The organism is Streptomyces sp. NPDC029216 (assembly GCF_040648015.1).
Lineage (GTDB): Bacteria > Actinomycetota > Actinomycetes > Streptomycetales > Streptomycetaceae > Streptomyces.
This window is the reverse complement of record NZ_JBEZWL010000010.1, coordinates 1-15,114: the sequence shown is the minus strand read 5'-3', so window position 1 is coordinate 15,114 and position 15,114 is coordinate 1. Positions and strand designations below refer to the sequence as shown.

Annotated in this window: 12 protein-coding genes and 1 pseudogene; 8 read left to right on the top strand and 5 right to left on the bottom strand. The window is 72.5% G+C overall.

The annotated features are described in order from the left end of the window. Positions 1-806: pseudogene (locus AB0F18_RS06295) on the bottom strand (hypothetical protein); the annotation flags it as partial. Positions 807-816: 10 nt separating this feature from the next. After that, complete coding sequence (locus tag AB0F18_RS06290; RefSeq protein WP_362055553.1) at positions 817-1,071, bottom strand: MoaD/ThiS family protein; 255 nt, start codon at positions 1,069-1,071, stop codon at positions 817-819. Positions 1,072-1,543: 472 nt separating this feature from the next. Here AB0F18_RS06290 and AB0F18_RS06285 point away from each other — a divergent pair, with 472 nt between their 5' ends. The 6 genes from AB0F18_RS06285 to AB0F18_RS06260 all read left to right on the top strand — a co-directional run bounded on the left by AB0F18_RS06285 (position 1,544) and on the right by AB0F18_RS06260 (position 8,675). Continuing rightward, positions 1,544-2,320: a response regulator transcription factor gene (locus AB0F18_RS06285; RefSeq protein ID WP_362055551.1), complete on the top strand. Its 777-nt coding sequence runs from the start codon at positions 1,544-1,546 to the stop codon at positions 2,318-2,320. A gap of 74 nt (positions 2,321-2,394) precedes the next feature. Continuing rightward, the gene (locus tag AB0F18_RS06280; RefSeq protein ID WP_362055549.1) at positions 2,395-3,417 is read left to right on the top strand and encodes a LacI family DNA-binding transcriptional regulator; all 1,023 of its coding nucleotides are present in this window, start codon (positions 2,395-2,397) and stop codon (positions 3,415-3,417) included. A 612-nt stretch (positions 3,418-4,029) separates the two neighbouring features. Continuing rightward, entirely contained in the window at positions 4,030-4,476 is a 447-nt protein-coding gene (locus AB0F18_RS06275) for a hypothetical protein (RefSeq protein ID WP_362055547.1), read from the top strand. Between the two features lie 713 nt (positions 4,477-5,189). Beyond that, the gene (locus AB0F18_RS06270; protein ID WP_362055545.1) at positions 5,190-6,431 is read left to right on the top strand and encodes a trypsin-like peptidase domain-containing protein; all 1,242 of its coding nucleotides are present in this window, start codon (positions 5,190-5,192) and stop codon (positions 6,429-6,431) included. Positions 6,432-6,483: 52 nt separating this feature from the next. Further along, entirely contained in the window at positions 6,484-7,221 is a 738-nt protein-coding gene (locus AB0F18_RS06265; protein ID WP_362055543.1) for a response regulator transcription factor, read from the top strand. After that, positions 7,218-8,675: a HAMP domain-containing sensor histidine kinase gene (locus AB0F18_RS06260; protein ID WP_362055541.1), complete on the top strand. Its 1,458-nt coding sequence runs from the start codon at positions 7,218-7,220 to the stop codon at positions 8,673-8,675. The genes AB0F18_RS06265 and AB0F18_RS06260 overlap by 4 nt, the downstream gene beginning before the upstream one ends. Here AB0F18_RS06260 and AB0F18_RS06255 read toward each other — a convergent pair. Together AB0F18_RS06255 and AB0F18_RS06250 are read right to left on the bottom strand one after the other, a co-directional pair. Beyond that, positions 8,655-9,530 carry a phosphatidylinositol-specific phospholipase C gene (locus AB0F18_RS06255; protein ID WP_362055539.1) on the bottom strand — a complete coding sequence of 292 codons (876 nt, stop codon included), beginning with the start codon at positions 9,528-9,530 and terminating at the stop codon, positions 8,655-8,657. The genes AB0F18_RS06260 and AB0F18_RS06255 overlap by 21 nt on opposite strands. A gap of 115 nt (positions 9,531-9,645) precedes the next feature. Further along, on the bottom strand, positions 9,646-10,233 hold the full coding sequence (locus AB0F18_RS06250) for a helix-turn-helix domain-containing protein (protein WP_362055537.1): 588 nt from the start codon (positions 10,231-10,233) through the stop codon (positions 9,646-9,648). A 130-nt stretch (positions 10,234-10,363) separates the two neighbouring features. On the opposite strand from AB0F18_RS06250, the gene AB0F18_RS06245 reads away from it, so the two are divergent. Beyond that, positions 10,364-11,149, top strand: coding sequence for an alpha/beta hydrolase (locus AB0F18_RS06245; RefSeq protein ID WP_362055535.1), 786 nt, complete (start codon positions 10,364-10,366; stop codon positions 11,147-11,149). A 100-nt stretch (positions 11,150-11,249) separates the two neighbouring features. Here the strand turns inward: AB0F18_RS06245 and AB0F18_RS06240 are convergent, their stop codons facing one another. Further along, a complete protein-coding gene (locus tag AB0F18_RS06240) occupies positions 11,250-13,067 on the bottom strand; it encodes a bifunctional metallophosphatase/5'-nucleotidase (protein ID WP_362055533.1) in 1,818 nt (605 codons plus the stop codon). Positions 13,068-13,205: 138 nt separating this feature from the next. Between AB0F18_RS06240 and mshD the strand changes: the two genes are divergently transcribed. Continuing rightward, positions 13,206-14,135 carry a mycothiol synthase gene (mshD, locus tag AB0F18_RS06235; RefSeq protein WP_362055531.1) on the top strand — a complete coding sequence of 310 codons (930 nt, stop codon included), beginning with the start codon at positions 13,206-13,208 and terminating at the stop codon, positions 14,133-14,135. Positions 14,136-15,114: the final 979 nt, after the last annotated feature.

The window sequence follows — 15,114 nt, the reverse complement described above, 5'->3', positions numbered from 1 at the left end:
TACGCCGTCTCAGCGGCGGCGTCCGCGTGTGCCTGGGGCTGTGCGTCGCGGAACCAGGAGTCGGGCACGGCCGGCTCCGGCCGGGCCTGGGACGGGCCGGGGTACGGCGGCAGGTAGGCCGTCTCGGCGGCCGCGTCGGCGGGCTCCCGTACGGGCGGCAGGTACGCGGTCTCGGCGGCGGCCGAGCCGGCCCCCGGCCAGGGCGCACCGCCACCGGTCTGCTGCTGCGGCTCGGGCTGCCGCACCGGCGGCAGGTACGCCGTCTCGGCGGCCGCCACGTCGGCCTGGGGCTGCGCGTCGCGGAACCACGCCTCCGGCACGGCCGCCTGCGGCTGCGCCGGGCCCGGGTACGGCGCCGGGTACGCGCTCTCGGCGGCAGCGGCGACGCCACCGCCCGCCGAGGCGTCGGGCCACGGCACGCCCCCACCGGGCTGCTGCGGCTGCTGCGGCTGCTGCGGCTGCTGCGGCTGCTCGTCACGGAACCACGAGTCGGGCACCGCGGACTGCGGCTGCGCCGGCCCCGGGTACGCCTGCGCGGCACCGGCACCGGCACCGGACGAGGCGTCCGGCCACGGCACACCGCCACCGGTTCCCCCGGCCTGCTGCTGCCACTCCTGCTGCCCCTGCGGAGCAACCGGCGGAGCAACCGGCGGGCCCGCCTGCCCCGGCACCGAGCCGAGCGGCTGCTGCACCGGCTGGTACCCGGTCTCCCAGGTGTCGGCCTGCCAGGTCTGGGTGCTGTACGGATCCTGCTGGGCGGCGGCGGCCTGCTGCTGCCGCTGCTGCTGTTCCTCGGGAGTACTCATCTGGTTCCGCTCACCCGCCCGCGAACGGCGGGAGCACCTCGACGGTGCCCCCCTCGGTCAGCAGGACGGCATCGTGCGGGCGCTTGCCCACGGGCTCGTCGTTCACGAGGAAGGAGCAGCGCTGCAGGACCCGGGACAGCTCCCCCGGGTGGCGTTCCCGCACTGCGTCGAGCGCCTCGGCCAGTGTGCGCGCCGAGTACGGCTCCTCCGCCGTCTTGGCTGCGGCCTTCGCCGCCGCCCAGTAGCGGATGGTTCCGGTTGCCACTGCAGCTCCTATCGTCTGTTCGGCTCCGTCGGCTCTCTACCGTCGGCCTCCATGATGACCCCTCCGGCTCGTCACCCCGGCGTGCCACCGCGCGCCGTACGTGCGCCCGGGAGGCCCGCACGGGGTCCACCGATCCGGTGAAACCAGGGCATACGCAGGAGGAAGGCGTGGCGCGAACCACAGAATGCGGTGCACGACGGCCCTCGGCCCGGAAAGGGCGGGTGGGCTATTCTGGCGGCGTAGAGGATCCGGGCAGTGTGGCCCCCGGGTCCTTTTGTGCTTTCAGCACGTTGAACGGACCGATAACAGTGGTATCCATCCGGACCCCAGGGCGCGGGGGCCGGACGGCATGCCAGGCAAGTCGTACGAAGCAGTACCACGCACGTCCTCGACGGGACCGAGGAGGAACCGACGTGATGGACCAGCGAAGCAAACAGGGGTATGACCACCCGACCCGGGCAGGTGGGCGGGCATGAGCTCTCTCCTGCTGCTGACCAATGCCCTGCAGCCGTCCGCCGAGGTGCTGCCCGCACTCGGCCTGCTGCTGCACAACGTCAGGGTGGCCCCGGCCGAGGGCCCCGCCCTGGTGGACACCCCCGGGGCCGACGTGATCCTCGTCGACGGCCGCCGCGACCTGCCTCAGGTGCGGTCGCTGTGCCAGCTCCTGCGCTCCACCGGGCCCGGCTGCCCGCTGATCCTCGTCGTCACGGAGGGCGGTCTCGCCGCCGTCACCGCCGACTGGGGCATCGACGACGTCCTCCTCGACACCGCCGGCCCTGCCGAGGTCGAGGCGCGGCTGCGGCTGGCCATGGGCCGCCAGCAGCTCGGCTCCGACGACTCCCCCATGGAGATCCGCAACGGCGACCTGTCGGTGGACGAGGCGACGTACTCCGCCAAGCTCAAGGGCCGGGTCCTGGACCTGACCTTCAAGGAGTTCGAGCTCCTCAAGTACCTCGCCCAGCACCCGGGCCGGGTCTTCACCCGTGCCCAGCTCCTCCAGGAGGTCTGGGGCTACGACTACTTCGGCGGCACCCGGACGGTGGACGTCCACGTCCGGCGGCTGCGCGCCAAGCTCGGCCCCGAGCACGAGTCGCTGATCGGAACGGTCCGCAACGTCGGCTACCGCTTCGTCACCCCGGAGAAGGCCGAGCGGGCGGCGGAGGCGGCGGCCCAGACCGAGCGGAAGACCGAGCGGAAGCAGGCCCCGTCCGAGACCGAGACCGAGACCCCGGCGGCCGTCCCCCATTAGAGGGAGGCCCTGTGACCATCCACTCCGTAGGACGCCCTGCCCAGAGGTAGGTCACCCCGCGTAGACTTCCGCGCGTGGCCAAGGTGACGCGGGATGACGTTGCACGACTTGCGGGTACGTCTACCGCCGTCGTGAGCTACGTCATCAACAACGGACCCAGGCCGGTCGCCCCGGCCACGCGCGAGCGTGTCCTCGCCGCGATCAAGGAACTGGGCTACCGCCCGGACCGGGTCGCCCAGGCGATGGCGTCGCGGCGTACCGACCTCATAGGCATGATCGTCCCGGATGCGCGCCAGCCGTTCTTCGCGGAGATGGCGCACGCGGTCGAGCAGGCCGCCGCCGAGCGCGGAAAGATGGTCCTGGTCGGGAACTCCGACTACCGGGACGAGCGCGAGGTCCACTACCTGCGCGCGTTCCTCGGCATGCGGGTGTCCGGGCTGATCCTGGTCAGCCAGGGCATGAGCGAGCGCGCGGCGTCGGAGATCGAGGCCTGGGACGCGCGGATCGTGCTGCTGCACGAGCGTCCCGAGGCCATCGACGACGTGGCCGTGGTCACGGACGACATCGGCGGCGCGCAGCTCGCCACCCGGCACCTGCTGGAACACGGGCACGAGTACGTCGCCTGCATCGGCGGCATCGAGAACACCCCGTCGGTCGGCGACCCGGTCGCCGACCACGTGGAGGGCTGGCGGCGGGCCATGCTGGAGGCCGGGCGGTCGGTGGAGGGCCGGGTCATCGAGGCCCCGTACAACCGCTACGACGCGTACCGGGTCGCCCTGGAGGTCCTGGCCCGGCCGGACCGGCCGACGGCGATCTTCTGCGCGACGGACGACCAGGCCATCGGTGTGCTGCGGGCGGCGCGGGAGCTGCGCATCGACGTGCCCGGGGAGCTGGCGGTGGCCGGCTTCGACGACGTGAAGGAGGCCGCGCTGACGGACCCGCCGCTGACGACGGTCTCCTCGGACCGGCCGGCGATGGCCCGCGCGGCGGTGGACCTCGTCCTGGACGACGCCCTCCGCGTGGCGGGCTCGCGCCGGGAGCGGCTGAAGCAGTTCCCGTCGGCCCTGGTAATCCGCCGCTCCTGCGGCTGCCGCTGACCTTTTTGACGCGCCGCTCGCGCGTCTCGGCGCGGGGGCGCCTCCCCGGCTTCGCGCCGCTGCGCCGGCCTCCGTCCGCCGGTTGCGGGGCGGGGCCGCTGCCCCTGGCCGGGCCCGGCCGTCCCCTGCGGGTCCGTGCCGCTGCGCGGAGCGGTCCCCTACCCGCCCTTCCACCGTTCCCAGGGGCGCCGCCCCTGCCCCCGCGCCTCAAACGCCGGCGGGGCTATAGGTGGCGGACTCCGCGCCCGCGCCTCGTGCTGTGACCGGGAAGGTTTACCGGGTTGCGTGACGACGAGGACTTCGTCATCGAGACGGCCACCACCCACCCGACTCAGATCGGCAAGCTCGTGCGCACGAACCCGGCGCGGCCGAAGCGACCAGGGCGCACGCCACCGAAGGCTCGCCGCGAACCCGGGTTCTCCCTGAGGACCGCCTCGACCTTGTGCCAATCGGGTGCCAGCGTCGCCCAGTCGGTGCCGCGACCGTGACAGCCGAGCCATTGGCGGCTGCAATGGCGAAGGGTCCGGGGCCGCACACCATCTGACGGCCCGCGGACATCGAGCGGAGGGCGGTTACATGTCTGCGAGCAGTACCGAGGACATTCAGCGTCGCGTGGGTGACGCGTTCAGGTTTGATCAGCAGATCGTCGTCGAGGACATGCAGCTGAGTAGGCTGCACTACCACCTCCTCCGGCTGACCACCGTCGGCCTCGGCGAGGAGGACGTGGCGGAGCTTCGTGAGCTCGGCCGGCTGGCTTTTGAGGGCGCCGACGTCGGCGCGCAGTGCGACAGGATCCGGGACCGCGACGGTGCCGGCGTCGTCGCGGTCGCGATCGCGAGCATCGTTCAGCAGGCCGACGGCCAGACGCCGCTGGGCCACGTGATGCTCGGGGCCGTACTCGGCGCATACGCCTCGATGCTTGACAACCTGGATGAGGACCGGAGGACGATGGCCGTTCTGGGTGCCCTCGGTGGTGCCCTCACGGCCTCGGCGATGCCTCTCGTCCTGGAGCGGATCGACAACGTGGGACTCTCCGACTACCTCAGCAAGGCCGAGTGACGGTACAGCGCAGGCGCGAAGGCCGTCGGCGTGCACATGGCTGCAACGACACTCAGCCACGTACGAGTGAACGCGCCCAGACCGTGAGGTACTGCGTCGGCCCCGTTCACCTCGCGGGGGCAGCGTTTGATCAGTGAGCCTTTCCCACCTCACGTTGAGGCGTGGTGAAGGACGAGGACTGCCTTCACGATGTCGGTGATCCGGTTGGTGCTGCAGCGGCACCGGGTCGCGGCGGCCGGTGCGGTGCATCGCAAGGCGGAGGGCCGCGGCTCGTACTGGACGTACCGGCGAGGTACCGTGCCGGACGTTGGGACCCGGTGAACCTTTCCGGTCACGGCACTGGTCAACGGGGCTACGAACACGGCGCTCCGCGCCCTACCCGCTCGCGCGGGCTGGATCCGCGCAGCGGATCCCAGCCCGCGGGCGAACACCCAGCCCCGCCAAATCCAGCCCCGCCGGCGTTTGAGGCGCGGGGTCTGGGGCGGAGCCCCAGGTCTTCCAGCCCCGCCGGCGATTGAGGCGCGGGGCTCCGGGGCGGTGCCCAGGGGAACGGTGGAAGGGCGGGGCGGGGAGACGGCTCCGCGCAGCGGGACCCGAGACGCACGGGCCGGGCCGGGCCGGGCCGGGGTCCTTATATCGGGCATACGCGGTTCTGTCGGGCTTCTCAGCCGGGACTCAGGAAGCTTTCATGATCCGCGGACAGAGTCATAGACATGACCGACGACCTCCGCCGCGAAGGCGAGTACCCGCAGGAGAACCGCCCGGCCCCGCACTCGCCCTTCGGCGAGGAATGGCAGCGCGGACGCGACCGGCTGGCCCACGACGCGATGGGCGCCGGTGGGTCCTACCCGCCCCCGCCCGCGTACCCCCCGGCCGCCCCCACCCCCGCCCCGGGATGGCACGAGGCGCACCAGCCCCCGGCAACACCCCGCCCCGGTGGCACCGGCGGCCACGATGGCCCCGGTGACACCAGTGGCCCCACCGGCCCCGCCGGCTGGTCCCACCAGGGACCCGCGGCCCCCGCCCCCACCCCCCGCGCCAAGCGCCCCGTCGCCCTGCTCGTCGCCGTCGCCCTCGCGGCGGCCGTGGTCGGCGGGGGAACGGCCGCCGCCGTCCAGCAGTTCCTCGCCCCGAACGGCTCCGCCGGCACCGGCTTCAGCGGCACCAACGTCTCGCAGTCCAGCACCGGCACCGTCTCCGGCGTGGCCGAACAGGTCAGCCCGTCCGTCGTCCGCATCGACACCCGCACCGGCTCCGGCCAGGGCACCGGCTCCGGCATCGTCGTCACCTCCGACGGTGAGATCGTCACCAACAACCACGTAGTCAGCGGCGCCACCGAGATCCAGGTGACGATGAGCGACGGCAAGAAGTACACCGCCAAGACGGTCGGCACCGACCCCGACAAGGACCTCGCCCTGATCAAGCTCCAGGGGGCGAGCGGCCTCAAGGCCGCCAAGCTCGGCAACTCCGACCACCTCAAGGTCGGCGACCAGGTCGTCGCCATCGGCTCCCCCGACCGCCTCACCGGCACCGTCACCAGCGGCATCGTCTCCGCGCTCGACCGCGACGTGAACGTACCCAAGTCCGAGGACCAGCAGCAGCGCCGCCAGCAGGGCGGAGGCGGGGGCGGCAGCTGGCCCTTCTCGTACGACGGCCGCCAGTTCAACGGCACCACCGGCTCCAACACCACCTCCTACAAGGCCATCCAGACCGACGCCTCCCTCAACCCCGGCAACTCCGGCGGCGCCCTGGTCAACATGAACGGCGAGATCGTCGGGATGCCCTCCGCGATCTACTCCCCCTCCACCGACAGCTCCAGCGCCGGCAGCGTCGGCCTCGGCTTCGCCATCCCCGTCAACACCGTCAAGGCCGACCTCGACTCCCTCCGCAAGGGCGGCAACGCCAACGGCTCCGACGGCCGCGGCAGCGGCAACGGCTTCGGCATCTCCTTCTGACACCCTGGGAGGTGTCCCGCACACCGACCACACCACACCCCTGGGGGACCCCATGCACGCCGCCGAAGGCGACCCGCAGCGCATCCTCGTCGTCGACGACGAGCCGGCCGTCCGCGAGGCCCTGCGCCGCAGCCTCGCCTTCGAGGGGTACGCCGTACGGACCGCCGTCGACGGACTCGACGCCCTCGACCAGGCGGCCTCGTACGCCCCCGAGCTGATCGTCCTCGACATCCAGATGCCCCGCATGGACGGGCTGACGGCGGCCCGCCGGCTGCGCGCCGCCGGCAGCGTCACCCCCATCCTGATGCTGACCGCCCGCGACACCGTCGGCGACCGCGTCACCGGGCTGGACGCGGGCGCCGACGACTACCTCGTCAAGCCCTTCGAGCTGGACGAGCTCTTCGCCCGCGTCCGCGCCCTGCTGCGCCGCAGCTCCTACGCCGCCCCGGCCGCCGCCGGCCCGGAGCCGGACGGCGACGCGCTCACCTTCGGCGACCTGCGCATGGACCTCGCCACCCGCGAGGTCACCCGCGGCGGGCGCCGCGTGGAGCTGACCCGTACGGAGTTCACCCTGCTGGAGATGTTCCTGGCGCACCCGCGCCAGGTCCTGACCCGCGAGCAGATCCTCAAGACGGTCTGGGGCTTCGACTTCGAGCCCAGCTCCAACTCCCTCGACGTGTACGTGATGTACCTGCGCCGCAAGACCGAGGCGGGCGGCGAGCCGCGCCTGGTCCACACCGTGCGCGGGGTCGGGTACGTCCTGCGCGCCGGCGAGGGCGGGCCCGAATGACGAGCCCGGCCGCCAGGTTCCGCGCCCTGCCGCTGCGCTCCCGGCTGGCGCTGCTGGTCACCGTCGCGGTGGCGGTGGCGGTCGCGGCGGTGGCCGGGGTGTCCTGGGTGATGGTGCGGGCCCAGCTGAACGACCAGCTGAACCGGTCCCTGCTGTCGACCCAGCCGGACGAACAGGTGGTCCGCACCCTGCGCGAGGGCTGCGTGACCCGCCTGCCCGTCGGGCCGCCGAACATCGCCGAGGAGCTCGGACCGACCGTCCAGATCGTCACCGCGGACGGCGGACGCTGCCTGGTCGGCGGACGCAGCGACCTGCCGGTCTCCGGCGCCGACAAGGCCGTGGCCGCGGGCCTGGCCGACAAGTCCCTGCACGACGCGACGACCGCCGACGGCACCAAGATGCGCGTGTACACGATCAACAAGCGCCTCACCAACGGCGGCGCGACCTTCGGCGTCTCCATCGCCAAGCCCCTCGCCGACATCGAACAGCCCCTCTCCACCCTCGCCTGGGTCCTCCTCCTCGTCTCCGGCATCGGCGTCGTCGGCGCGGGCGCGGCCGGGCTGTGGGTGGCGCGGACCGGGCTGCGGCCGGTCGACGAGCTCACCGGGGTGGTCGAGCACATCGCCCGCACCGAGGACCTGACCGTCCGGATCCCCGACGAGGGCGACGACGAGATCGCCCGCCTGTCGCGGTCCTTCAACTCCATGACCGCCGCCCTGGCCTCCTCCCAGGAGCGCCAGGCCCAGCTGATCGCGGACGCCGGACACGAGCTGCGGACCCCGCTCACCTCGCTCCGCACCAACATCGAGCTCCTCGCGCGCAGCGAGGAGACCGGCCGGGCCATCCCGCCCGAGGACCGCCGCGAGCTGCTGGCCTCGGTGAAAGCGCAGATGACGGAGCTGGCCTCGCTGATCGGGGACCTCCAGGAGCTGTCCCGCCCGGACGCGGCCCCGCACGCCCCGCTCGGGGTGGTGGCCCTGCACGACATCGCCGGGACGGCCCTGTCCCGGGCCCGGCTGCGCGGTCCCGAGCTGCGGTTCAGCTCGGAGCTGGAGCCCTGGTACGTCCGGGGCGAGGCGGCCGCGCTGGAACGGGCGGTGGTCAACGTCCTGGACAACGCCGTGAAGTTCAGCCCGCCGGGCGGCGCGGTCGAGGTCTCGCTGCGCGCGGGCGAGCTGACCGTACGCGACCACGGGCCCGGCATCCCGCCCGAGGACCTCCCGTACGTCTTCGAGCGGTTCTGGCGCTCCGAGTCGGCCCGCGCCCTGCCCGGCAGCGGGCTGGGCCTGTCCATCGTGGCCCGTACGGCCGCCCGCTCGGGCGGCAGCGCCGAACTGCGGGCGGCGGCGGACGGGGCCGGCGGCACGGAGGCGGTGCTCCGCATCCCGGGCGCTCCGACGCCGCCGCCCTCGGCGGATCCGCGGCCGCAGGCGTCAGTTGTGCCGGATCAGTGAGGCGACCAGGCCGGAGCGGGTGTTCGGGAAGTCCATCGGGACGATGCCGAGCCCGGTCCGGCCGGCCATCTCGGCGCCGTCGACGAAGGCGTGGACCTGCGGGTTGAGCCGGTCGGAGTTCCAGCGCGGGGGCATGTACGCGGCGGTGCTGGTGTAGTTCACGAAGAGCTTGCCGGGCTGCTGAACGGCCTTGCGGAACTGGTCCTCGATCCGGCCGCGCTTGGCGAAGGGCTCGGTGTTGTAGTCGTCCTGGATGTCGAAGACCCCGCCGTCGCCGTAGCGCAGGCCGGGCAGGCCGGCGTTGTCGGCGAGGAGCACGACCCTGCCGCGGGCCTGGCCGAGGGTGGGCAGGGTGTCGGCGATCCGGAAGAGCGGGCGCCAGCCGCGGCGGTCGAGGTAGTCGTCGAAGACGGCGCGGAAGGTGGCGTCGCTCTCGGTGGAGTACTCCTGCTTCACGCGCATCAGGACGGTCTCCGAGGGGTGCGCGGCGAGGAAGTTCGCGCAGGCGACGAGGACGTCCCCGAACATCAGGTCCTGGTAGAACGCGGCGTGGTGGATGGCGAAGGAGCCGCCCGTCACCCGGCAGCGGACGTCGAGGAACCGGATGCCGGAGTCGAGCTGCTCGGCTATCGAGGTGTTCTGGCAGGCGACGTAGAGGCCGCCCAGGCGGGCGCCGGAGTCGTGGGTGCCGGGGATGGTCATGCGCTGGAGGGCGGTGGAGTCGCCGAGGCCCGCCATCCAGTCCTGGGGGCCCAGGGTCCTCGCGGTGGCCCGGGCGGGGACCGCCGTGCCCAGGGCCGTCGCCGCGCCCGCCGCCAGTGTCCCGGTCAGGAACGCCCGTCTGTGCAGTGCCATGCCCGCCCCTTTGTCCGCAGTCCGGTGGTCCGGCAGCCGGTGGTGGTCCGGTGGCCGGGGGTCCGGCCACGGCGGCCGGGCCGGAGCGGATTATGGCGTGCGGAGCGTGGGGTTACTACCCGTCGGTACGGGCCGGTTCGCCGAGCAACTCCACCATGGCGCGCAGCCCTTGGGCGATCCCGGCCCCCGTGGGCGCGTGCTCGGGGTCGGTGAGGACCTGCACCATGACCCCGCTCAGCAGGGCGATGTGCAGGGAGCCGAGGGAGCGCACGTCCTCCTCGGTGACCGCGTCCTCGGGCACGCCGCGGAGCTGGGCGGCCACCATGCGCCGGTTGCGGCGCTGACCCTCCGAGAGGATCGCGAGCAGCTCGGGCGAGGACTGGGCGTGGACGAAGGCCTCGACGGAGGCGATCCACAGCCAGCGCATGTCGGCGAAGTCGCGGATCTTGCGGTCCCAGGTGTCGGCGTAGCGCTCCTCCCTGGTGTCGCCCTCCCCGGCGAGCCGGCCGGCGCCGGCGGCCCACTCCTCCATCGCGGCGAAGAGCGCCTGGTTGAGGAGCACCTCGCGGGAGCCGAAGTGGTAGCCGATCGCGGCCATGCTCACCTGCGCCGCCGAGGCGATGTCGCGCACGGTCGTGCGCAGGTAGCCCTTCTCCTCCAGGCAGCGGCGCGCTCCGGCCAGCAGGTCCTCGCGATTTCCCATGCCGGGATCGTAGCCCGCGGAAGATTTTTGGGCGGTTGCCCTACACGTACGTATTGCGCGCTTGCCCAATTACTGCCAGGCTGAAGACGTCACCGAGCACCACACACAGACGAACGGGGAGAGCCGAACCATGCGCCACACGCTGGACATCGACGGACGCGCACTGTCGTACCTGGACTTCGGCGGCACCGGCCGCCCGCTGCTCGCCCTGCACGGCGGGATGTCCGAAGCCGCCGCCTTCACCGGCCTGGCCGCCGCCCTCGGCGACGCATGGCGGGTCATCGCCCCCGACCAGCGCGGCCACGGCGACTCCGACCGGGCCCCGCACTACCGCCGCGAGGGGTACGTCGCCGACGCCGTCGCCCTCCTCGACCACCTCGGCCTCACCGAACCGGTCGCCCTCCTCGGCTACTCGCTCGGCGGGCTCAACGCCTACCACCTCGCCGCCGCCCACCCCGACCGGATCGGCGTCCTGATCGGCGTCGAAGCCACCGTGGCCATCTCCATCCCCACGGGCCCCAAGTGGTTCGACTTCCTCGGCGCGCTGCCCTACACGGCGCCCACCCGCGAGGAACTCCTCGCCGCCGTCGACCCGGCCGCCCTCCCCTTCGTCGCCGACGGCGTACGCCCGCTGAGCGACGGGAGCGGCTGGCGGCTGGCCTTCCACGGCCAGGACATGCTCGACTCCATCCACGCCTGCGAGGGCGACCACTGGGACACCTGGCAGGCGAGCACCTGCCCGGCCCTGCTGATCCACGCCACCCACAGCCAGGCCCTCACCCAGGCCGCCGCCGACGCGATGGTCGCCCGGCGGCCGGGGACCTCGTACGCGGCCCTCGACGGGGACCACTTCGTCCCCTTCACCGACCCGGAGGGCTTCCACGCGGCCGTCGCGAAGTACCTGGCCCAGGTCTGAGGCCGGTCCGCTCTGAGGGCGGCCCGCTCTGAGGGCGGTCCGCGACACGCGAAAGGGGCGGCGGGCCCTGCGGCCCACCGCCCCTTCGCTCAGCCGGGTGTTACTTGACGACCGTGATCCGGTCCGCCGCCGGCGGGGCGATCGGCGCCGCCGCCGTCGACTTCGCCAGGAGGACGTTGAAGGCCTCCAGGTCCGGCATGCCGACCAGCTTGTTCTTGTGCTCCTTCAGGACGGTGAAGCCGTCACCGCCGCCCGCGAGGAACTCGTTCATCACGACACGGTAGGTCTTGGCCGGGTCGATGGCCGCGCCGTTCAGCTTCACCGAGTCCACGACGACCCGGTCCGCGCCCGTCTTCGTCATGTCCAGGGTGTACGTGAAGCCCTTCGAGACCTGCAGGATCTTCGGGTTCGGACCGTTGACCGGACCGCTGACCTGCTGCTGCAGCGCCGTGATCAGCTGCGCGCCCGTCAGGTCCACCACGTCCAGCAGGTTGTTGAACGGCTGCACCGTGTACGACTCGCCGTACGTCACCACACCGTCGCCCTCGTCACCCGCGGCCTTGTAGGCCAGGTCGGCACGGATGCCGCCCGGGTTCATGATGGCCAGCTGCGCCCCGCCCTTGTCGGCCGCGGAGGTCGCGTCCAGCTGCGCGTCGGCGATCAGGTCACCGAGCGGCTTCTCCGGCGCCTCCGAGCCGCGGCCCGCGATGTCGGCCGAGATGTAGCCCATCGGACGGTTGGCGACCGGGGCCGCCAGCTTCTTCCAGCGGTCGATCAGCTCGGTCATGTCCGGGGCCTTCGGCAGGTCCCGGGTGACGACCTTGTTCACCGGCTTCGGCGACTTCACCGGCGTACGGACGATGTCCTTGGTCGCGCGGTCGTAGGTCAGCGTGGTGTCCGTGAACAGCCGGCCGTACGAGGCGGCCGAGGTGACCGTACGCGGGTTGCCCGCGGGGTCCGGGATGTTGCACGAGTACGCCTGGTGCGTGTGACCCGTCACCAGCGCGTCGACCTTCGGGCTCACGGTCTTGGCGATGTCGACGATCGCACCCGAGATGCCCGCACCGGCGCCCGGCACGTTGCAGTCGTAGTTGTACGCGCCGCTCGCGGGCAGACCGCCCTCGTGGATCAGCGCGACGATCGACTTCACGCCCTGCTTGTCCAGCTCGGCGGCGTACTTGTTGATCGTCTCGACCTCGTCGCCGAACTTCAGGCCCTTCACGCCGTCGGCGGTGACGACGTCCGGAGTGCCCTCCAGGGTGACGCCGATGAAGCCGATCTTCACGTCCCCCTTCTTCCAGATGAAGGTGGGCGACATCAGCGGACGCTTGGTCTTCTCGTCCGTCACGTTCGCGGCGAGGTACTTGAACTCTGATCCCGAGTAGGTCTTGCCGTACTCGAAGCAGCCTTCAACCGGGTGACAGCCGCCGTACGCCATCCGGCGCAGCTCGTTCTTGCCCTCGTCGAACTCGTGGTTGCCCACGCTCGTCACGTCGAGGTTCAGCTTGTTCAGCGCCTCGACGGTCGGCTCGTCGTGGAAGAGACCGGACAGCATCGGGCTGCCGCCGATCATGTCACCGGCCGCGGCCGTGACGGAGTACTCGTGACCCTTGCGGGCATCGCGCAGCGCGGACGCCAGGTACTCGACGCCGCCTGCGGGTATGGACTTGGTGGTGCCGTCAGCCTGCAGTTCCGCGACCGCGCCCGAGGAGCCCTGCGGGGGCTCCAGCGTGCCGTGGAAGTCGTTGAACGACAGCATCTGTACGTCGACGGTCCGGCCCTTGGCGGGCGGAACGTCGCCACTCGCGGCACCGGCGGGCAGTGCGGCGGCGACCAGCGCGCCCGCCCCGGCGGTGAGGGCGAGGGCGCCGAAGGTCAACCGGCGCGCCGTGCGGTGCCGTTGTGGCTTCGCTGACATCTGTTCCCCTTTTTGGACAGCGAGACAACTGGGAGGTGCCCGCAGCCTATGGTCAACGCGCGTAGCACCAACAGGGGGGTAGGGGTTGCGAGCTGGTTACGCGCAGCCGTCGGGCTGCCGCGGTCGTAGGCTCGGAACATGACTGACGCAGCAGCGGCCCTGGAGCCGGGACGGCACATCGAGATCCTCGACGAACTGACGGCGGAACAGGCCGAAGCGGTACTCGACCTGATCAGCGAAGCGGCACACACCGACCTCACCACCGCCGTGTCCGAACAGGGCCGCCTCCAGCTGCGCGGCGGCCCCCGCGAGGGCATCCGCCACTTCCTCGTCACCTCCGACGGCCGGCTCGTCGCGTACGGGCAGCTGGAGGACACCGACCCCGTCGAGGCCCCCGCCGCCGAGCTCGTCGTCCACCCGGCGCTGCGCGGCCGCGGTCACGGGCGCGCCCTGGGCACCGCCCTCCTCAACGCCTCCGGCAAGCGGATCCGGGTCTGGGCGCACGGCGGCAAGTCCGCCGCCCGGCACCTCGCGCAGGTACTCGGCCTGACCCTCTTCCGCGAACTCCGCCAGCTGCGCCGCCCCCTGGGCCCCGACTCGGCCCCGCTGCCCGATCCGGTGCTCCCGGCCGGGGTGACCGTCCGCACCTTCGTCCCCGGACAGGACGACGCCGCCTGGCTCGCCGCCAACGCCGCCGCCTTCGCCCACCACCCGGAGCAGGGCTCCCTCACGCAGCGGGACCTCGACGACCGGATCGCGCAGCCGTGGTTCGACCCCAAGGGCTTCTTCCTGGCGGAGCGCGAGGGCGAACTGGTCGGCTTCCACTGGACGAAGGTCCACGCCGAGGAACAGCTCGGCGAGGTCTACGTGGTCGGCGTCCGCCCGGGCGCCCAGGGCGGCGGCCTCGGCAAGGCCCTCACGGCGATCGGCCTCCACCACCTGGCGGCCTCGGGCCTGCCGACGGCGATGCTCTACGTGGACGCGGACAACCCGGCGGCCCTGGCGGTGTACGAGGGGCTGGGGTTCAGCACGCACGAGATCGACCTGATGTACCGCACGGAGAGCTGAGGGGGCTCCGCTGGGGTCTCGCGCTGCGGCCCCGCGAGGGGTCGGGGGCGGGCCGGTGGCTGCCCACCCGCCTCCCCGGGTGCGGGGCGGTGGGTGGGGGCGGTCTCCCGCGGGGCGGCGGCGGACGGCGGGGCGGGGTCTGGGGGACGGGGCCTGAGCCTGGCGGTCTCAGAGATGCCTTGGGGGTTTCCCGTCAGTCCCACTGTCCTTCCGGTTCGGGCCGGTCAGTCAAGGGCGCTCCCTCCGGTCGCGTCGCTTCGCGATGGCCTTCGGCCACCCTTGACAGCCCGCCCCGCCCCGGAAAGACAAGGACTGTCGGGAAACCCCCAAAAGAACGGGACGGTTCTTCCTTGGCCATGCGGCTCCCTCAGCGATGAGGCGAGGTGGTCGGGGGCCGGCAGACCGGGCATCCGGGCCGACATCGTCGGCATTCGGGGCCGCCCCCGCGCCAGATCGCTACGCGCTCCTCTCGTCTCAGCGTCCGCAGCCCGTCCGGGGCTGATACCCGCGCCAGAGGACGATGGAATGGTCCTCCGGGCACGCCAGGCGCATCAAATCGCTACGCGCTGCCCAGATTTCGGCGGCCGGCTGCCGTCCGGGGCTGATACCTGCACCCCAGGACGACGGGGACGTCATCCCAGCCCAGGACGGCCGCCGGACGCTGAGATGAGAGGAGCGCGTAGCGATCTGATGCGCTTGGGTGCTCCGCAGGACGATCTCGTCGCATTTTGGAGCGGGCAGACGCGCCCCCGGCCCGGAATCAGGACAGTGAGGCCGCCGGATGCCCGGCGAGGCGGCCCGGACCACCTCGCCTGATCGCTGATCCGGCCGCATGTCCAATGATGGACCGGCCCGTCCTTTTGGGGGTTTCCCGACAGTCCTTGTCTTTCCGGGGCGGGTCGGGCTGTCAAGGGTGGCCGAAGGCCATCGCGCAGCGACGCGACCGGAGGGAGCGCCCTTGACAGCCCCGCCCGAACCC

Excerpts from the sequence above, each read along its gene's own strand:
- AB0F18_RS06285 (WP_362055551.1), top strand. The coding sequence starts at position 1,544 with ATGAGCTCTCTCCTGCTGCTGACCAATGCCCTGCAGCCGTCCGCCGAG.
- AB0F18_RS06265 (WP_362055543.1), top strand. The coding sequence starts at position 6,484 with ATGCACGCCGCCGAAGGCGACCCGCAGCGCATCCTCGTCGTCGACGAC.
- AB0F18_RS06260 (WP_362055541.1), top strand. The coding sequence starts at position 7,218 with ATGACGAGCCCGGCCGCCAGGTTCCGCGCCCTGCCGCTGCGCTCCCGG.
- AB0F18_RS06245 (WP_362055535.1), top strand. The coding sequence starts at position 10,364 with ATGCGCCACACGCTGGACATCGACGGACGCGCACTGTCGTACCTGGAC.
- mshD (WP_362055531.1), top strand. The coding sequence starts at position 13,206 with ATGACTGACGCAGCAGCGGCCCTGGAGCCGGGACGGCACATCGAGATC.
- AB0F18_RS06255 (WP_362055539.1), bottom strand. The coding sequence starts at position 9,530 with ATGGCACTGCACAGACGGGCGTTCCTGACCGGGACACTGGCGGCGGGC.
- AB0F18_RS06270 (WP_362055545.1), top strand. The coding sequence starts at position 5,190 with ATGACCGACGACCTCCGCCGCGAAGGCGAGTACCCGCAGGAGAACCGC.
- AB0F18_RS06250 (WP_362055537.1), bottom strand. The coding sequence starts at position 10,233 with ATGGGAAATCGCGAGGACCTGCTGGCCGGAGCGCGCCGCTGCCTGGAG.
- AB0F18_RS06240 (WP_362055533.1), bottom strand. The coding sequence starts at position 13,067 with ATGTCAGCGAAGCCACAACGGCACCGCACGGCGCGCCGGTTGACCTTC.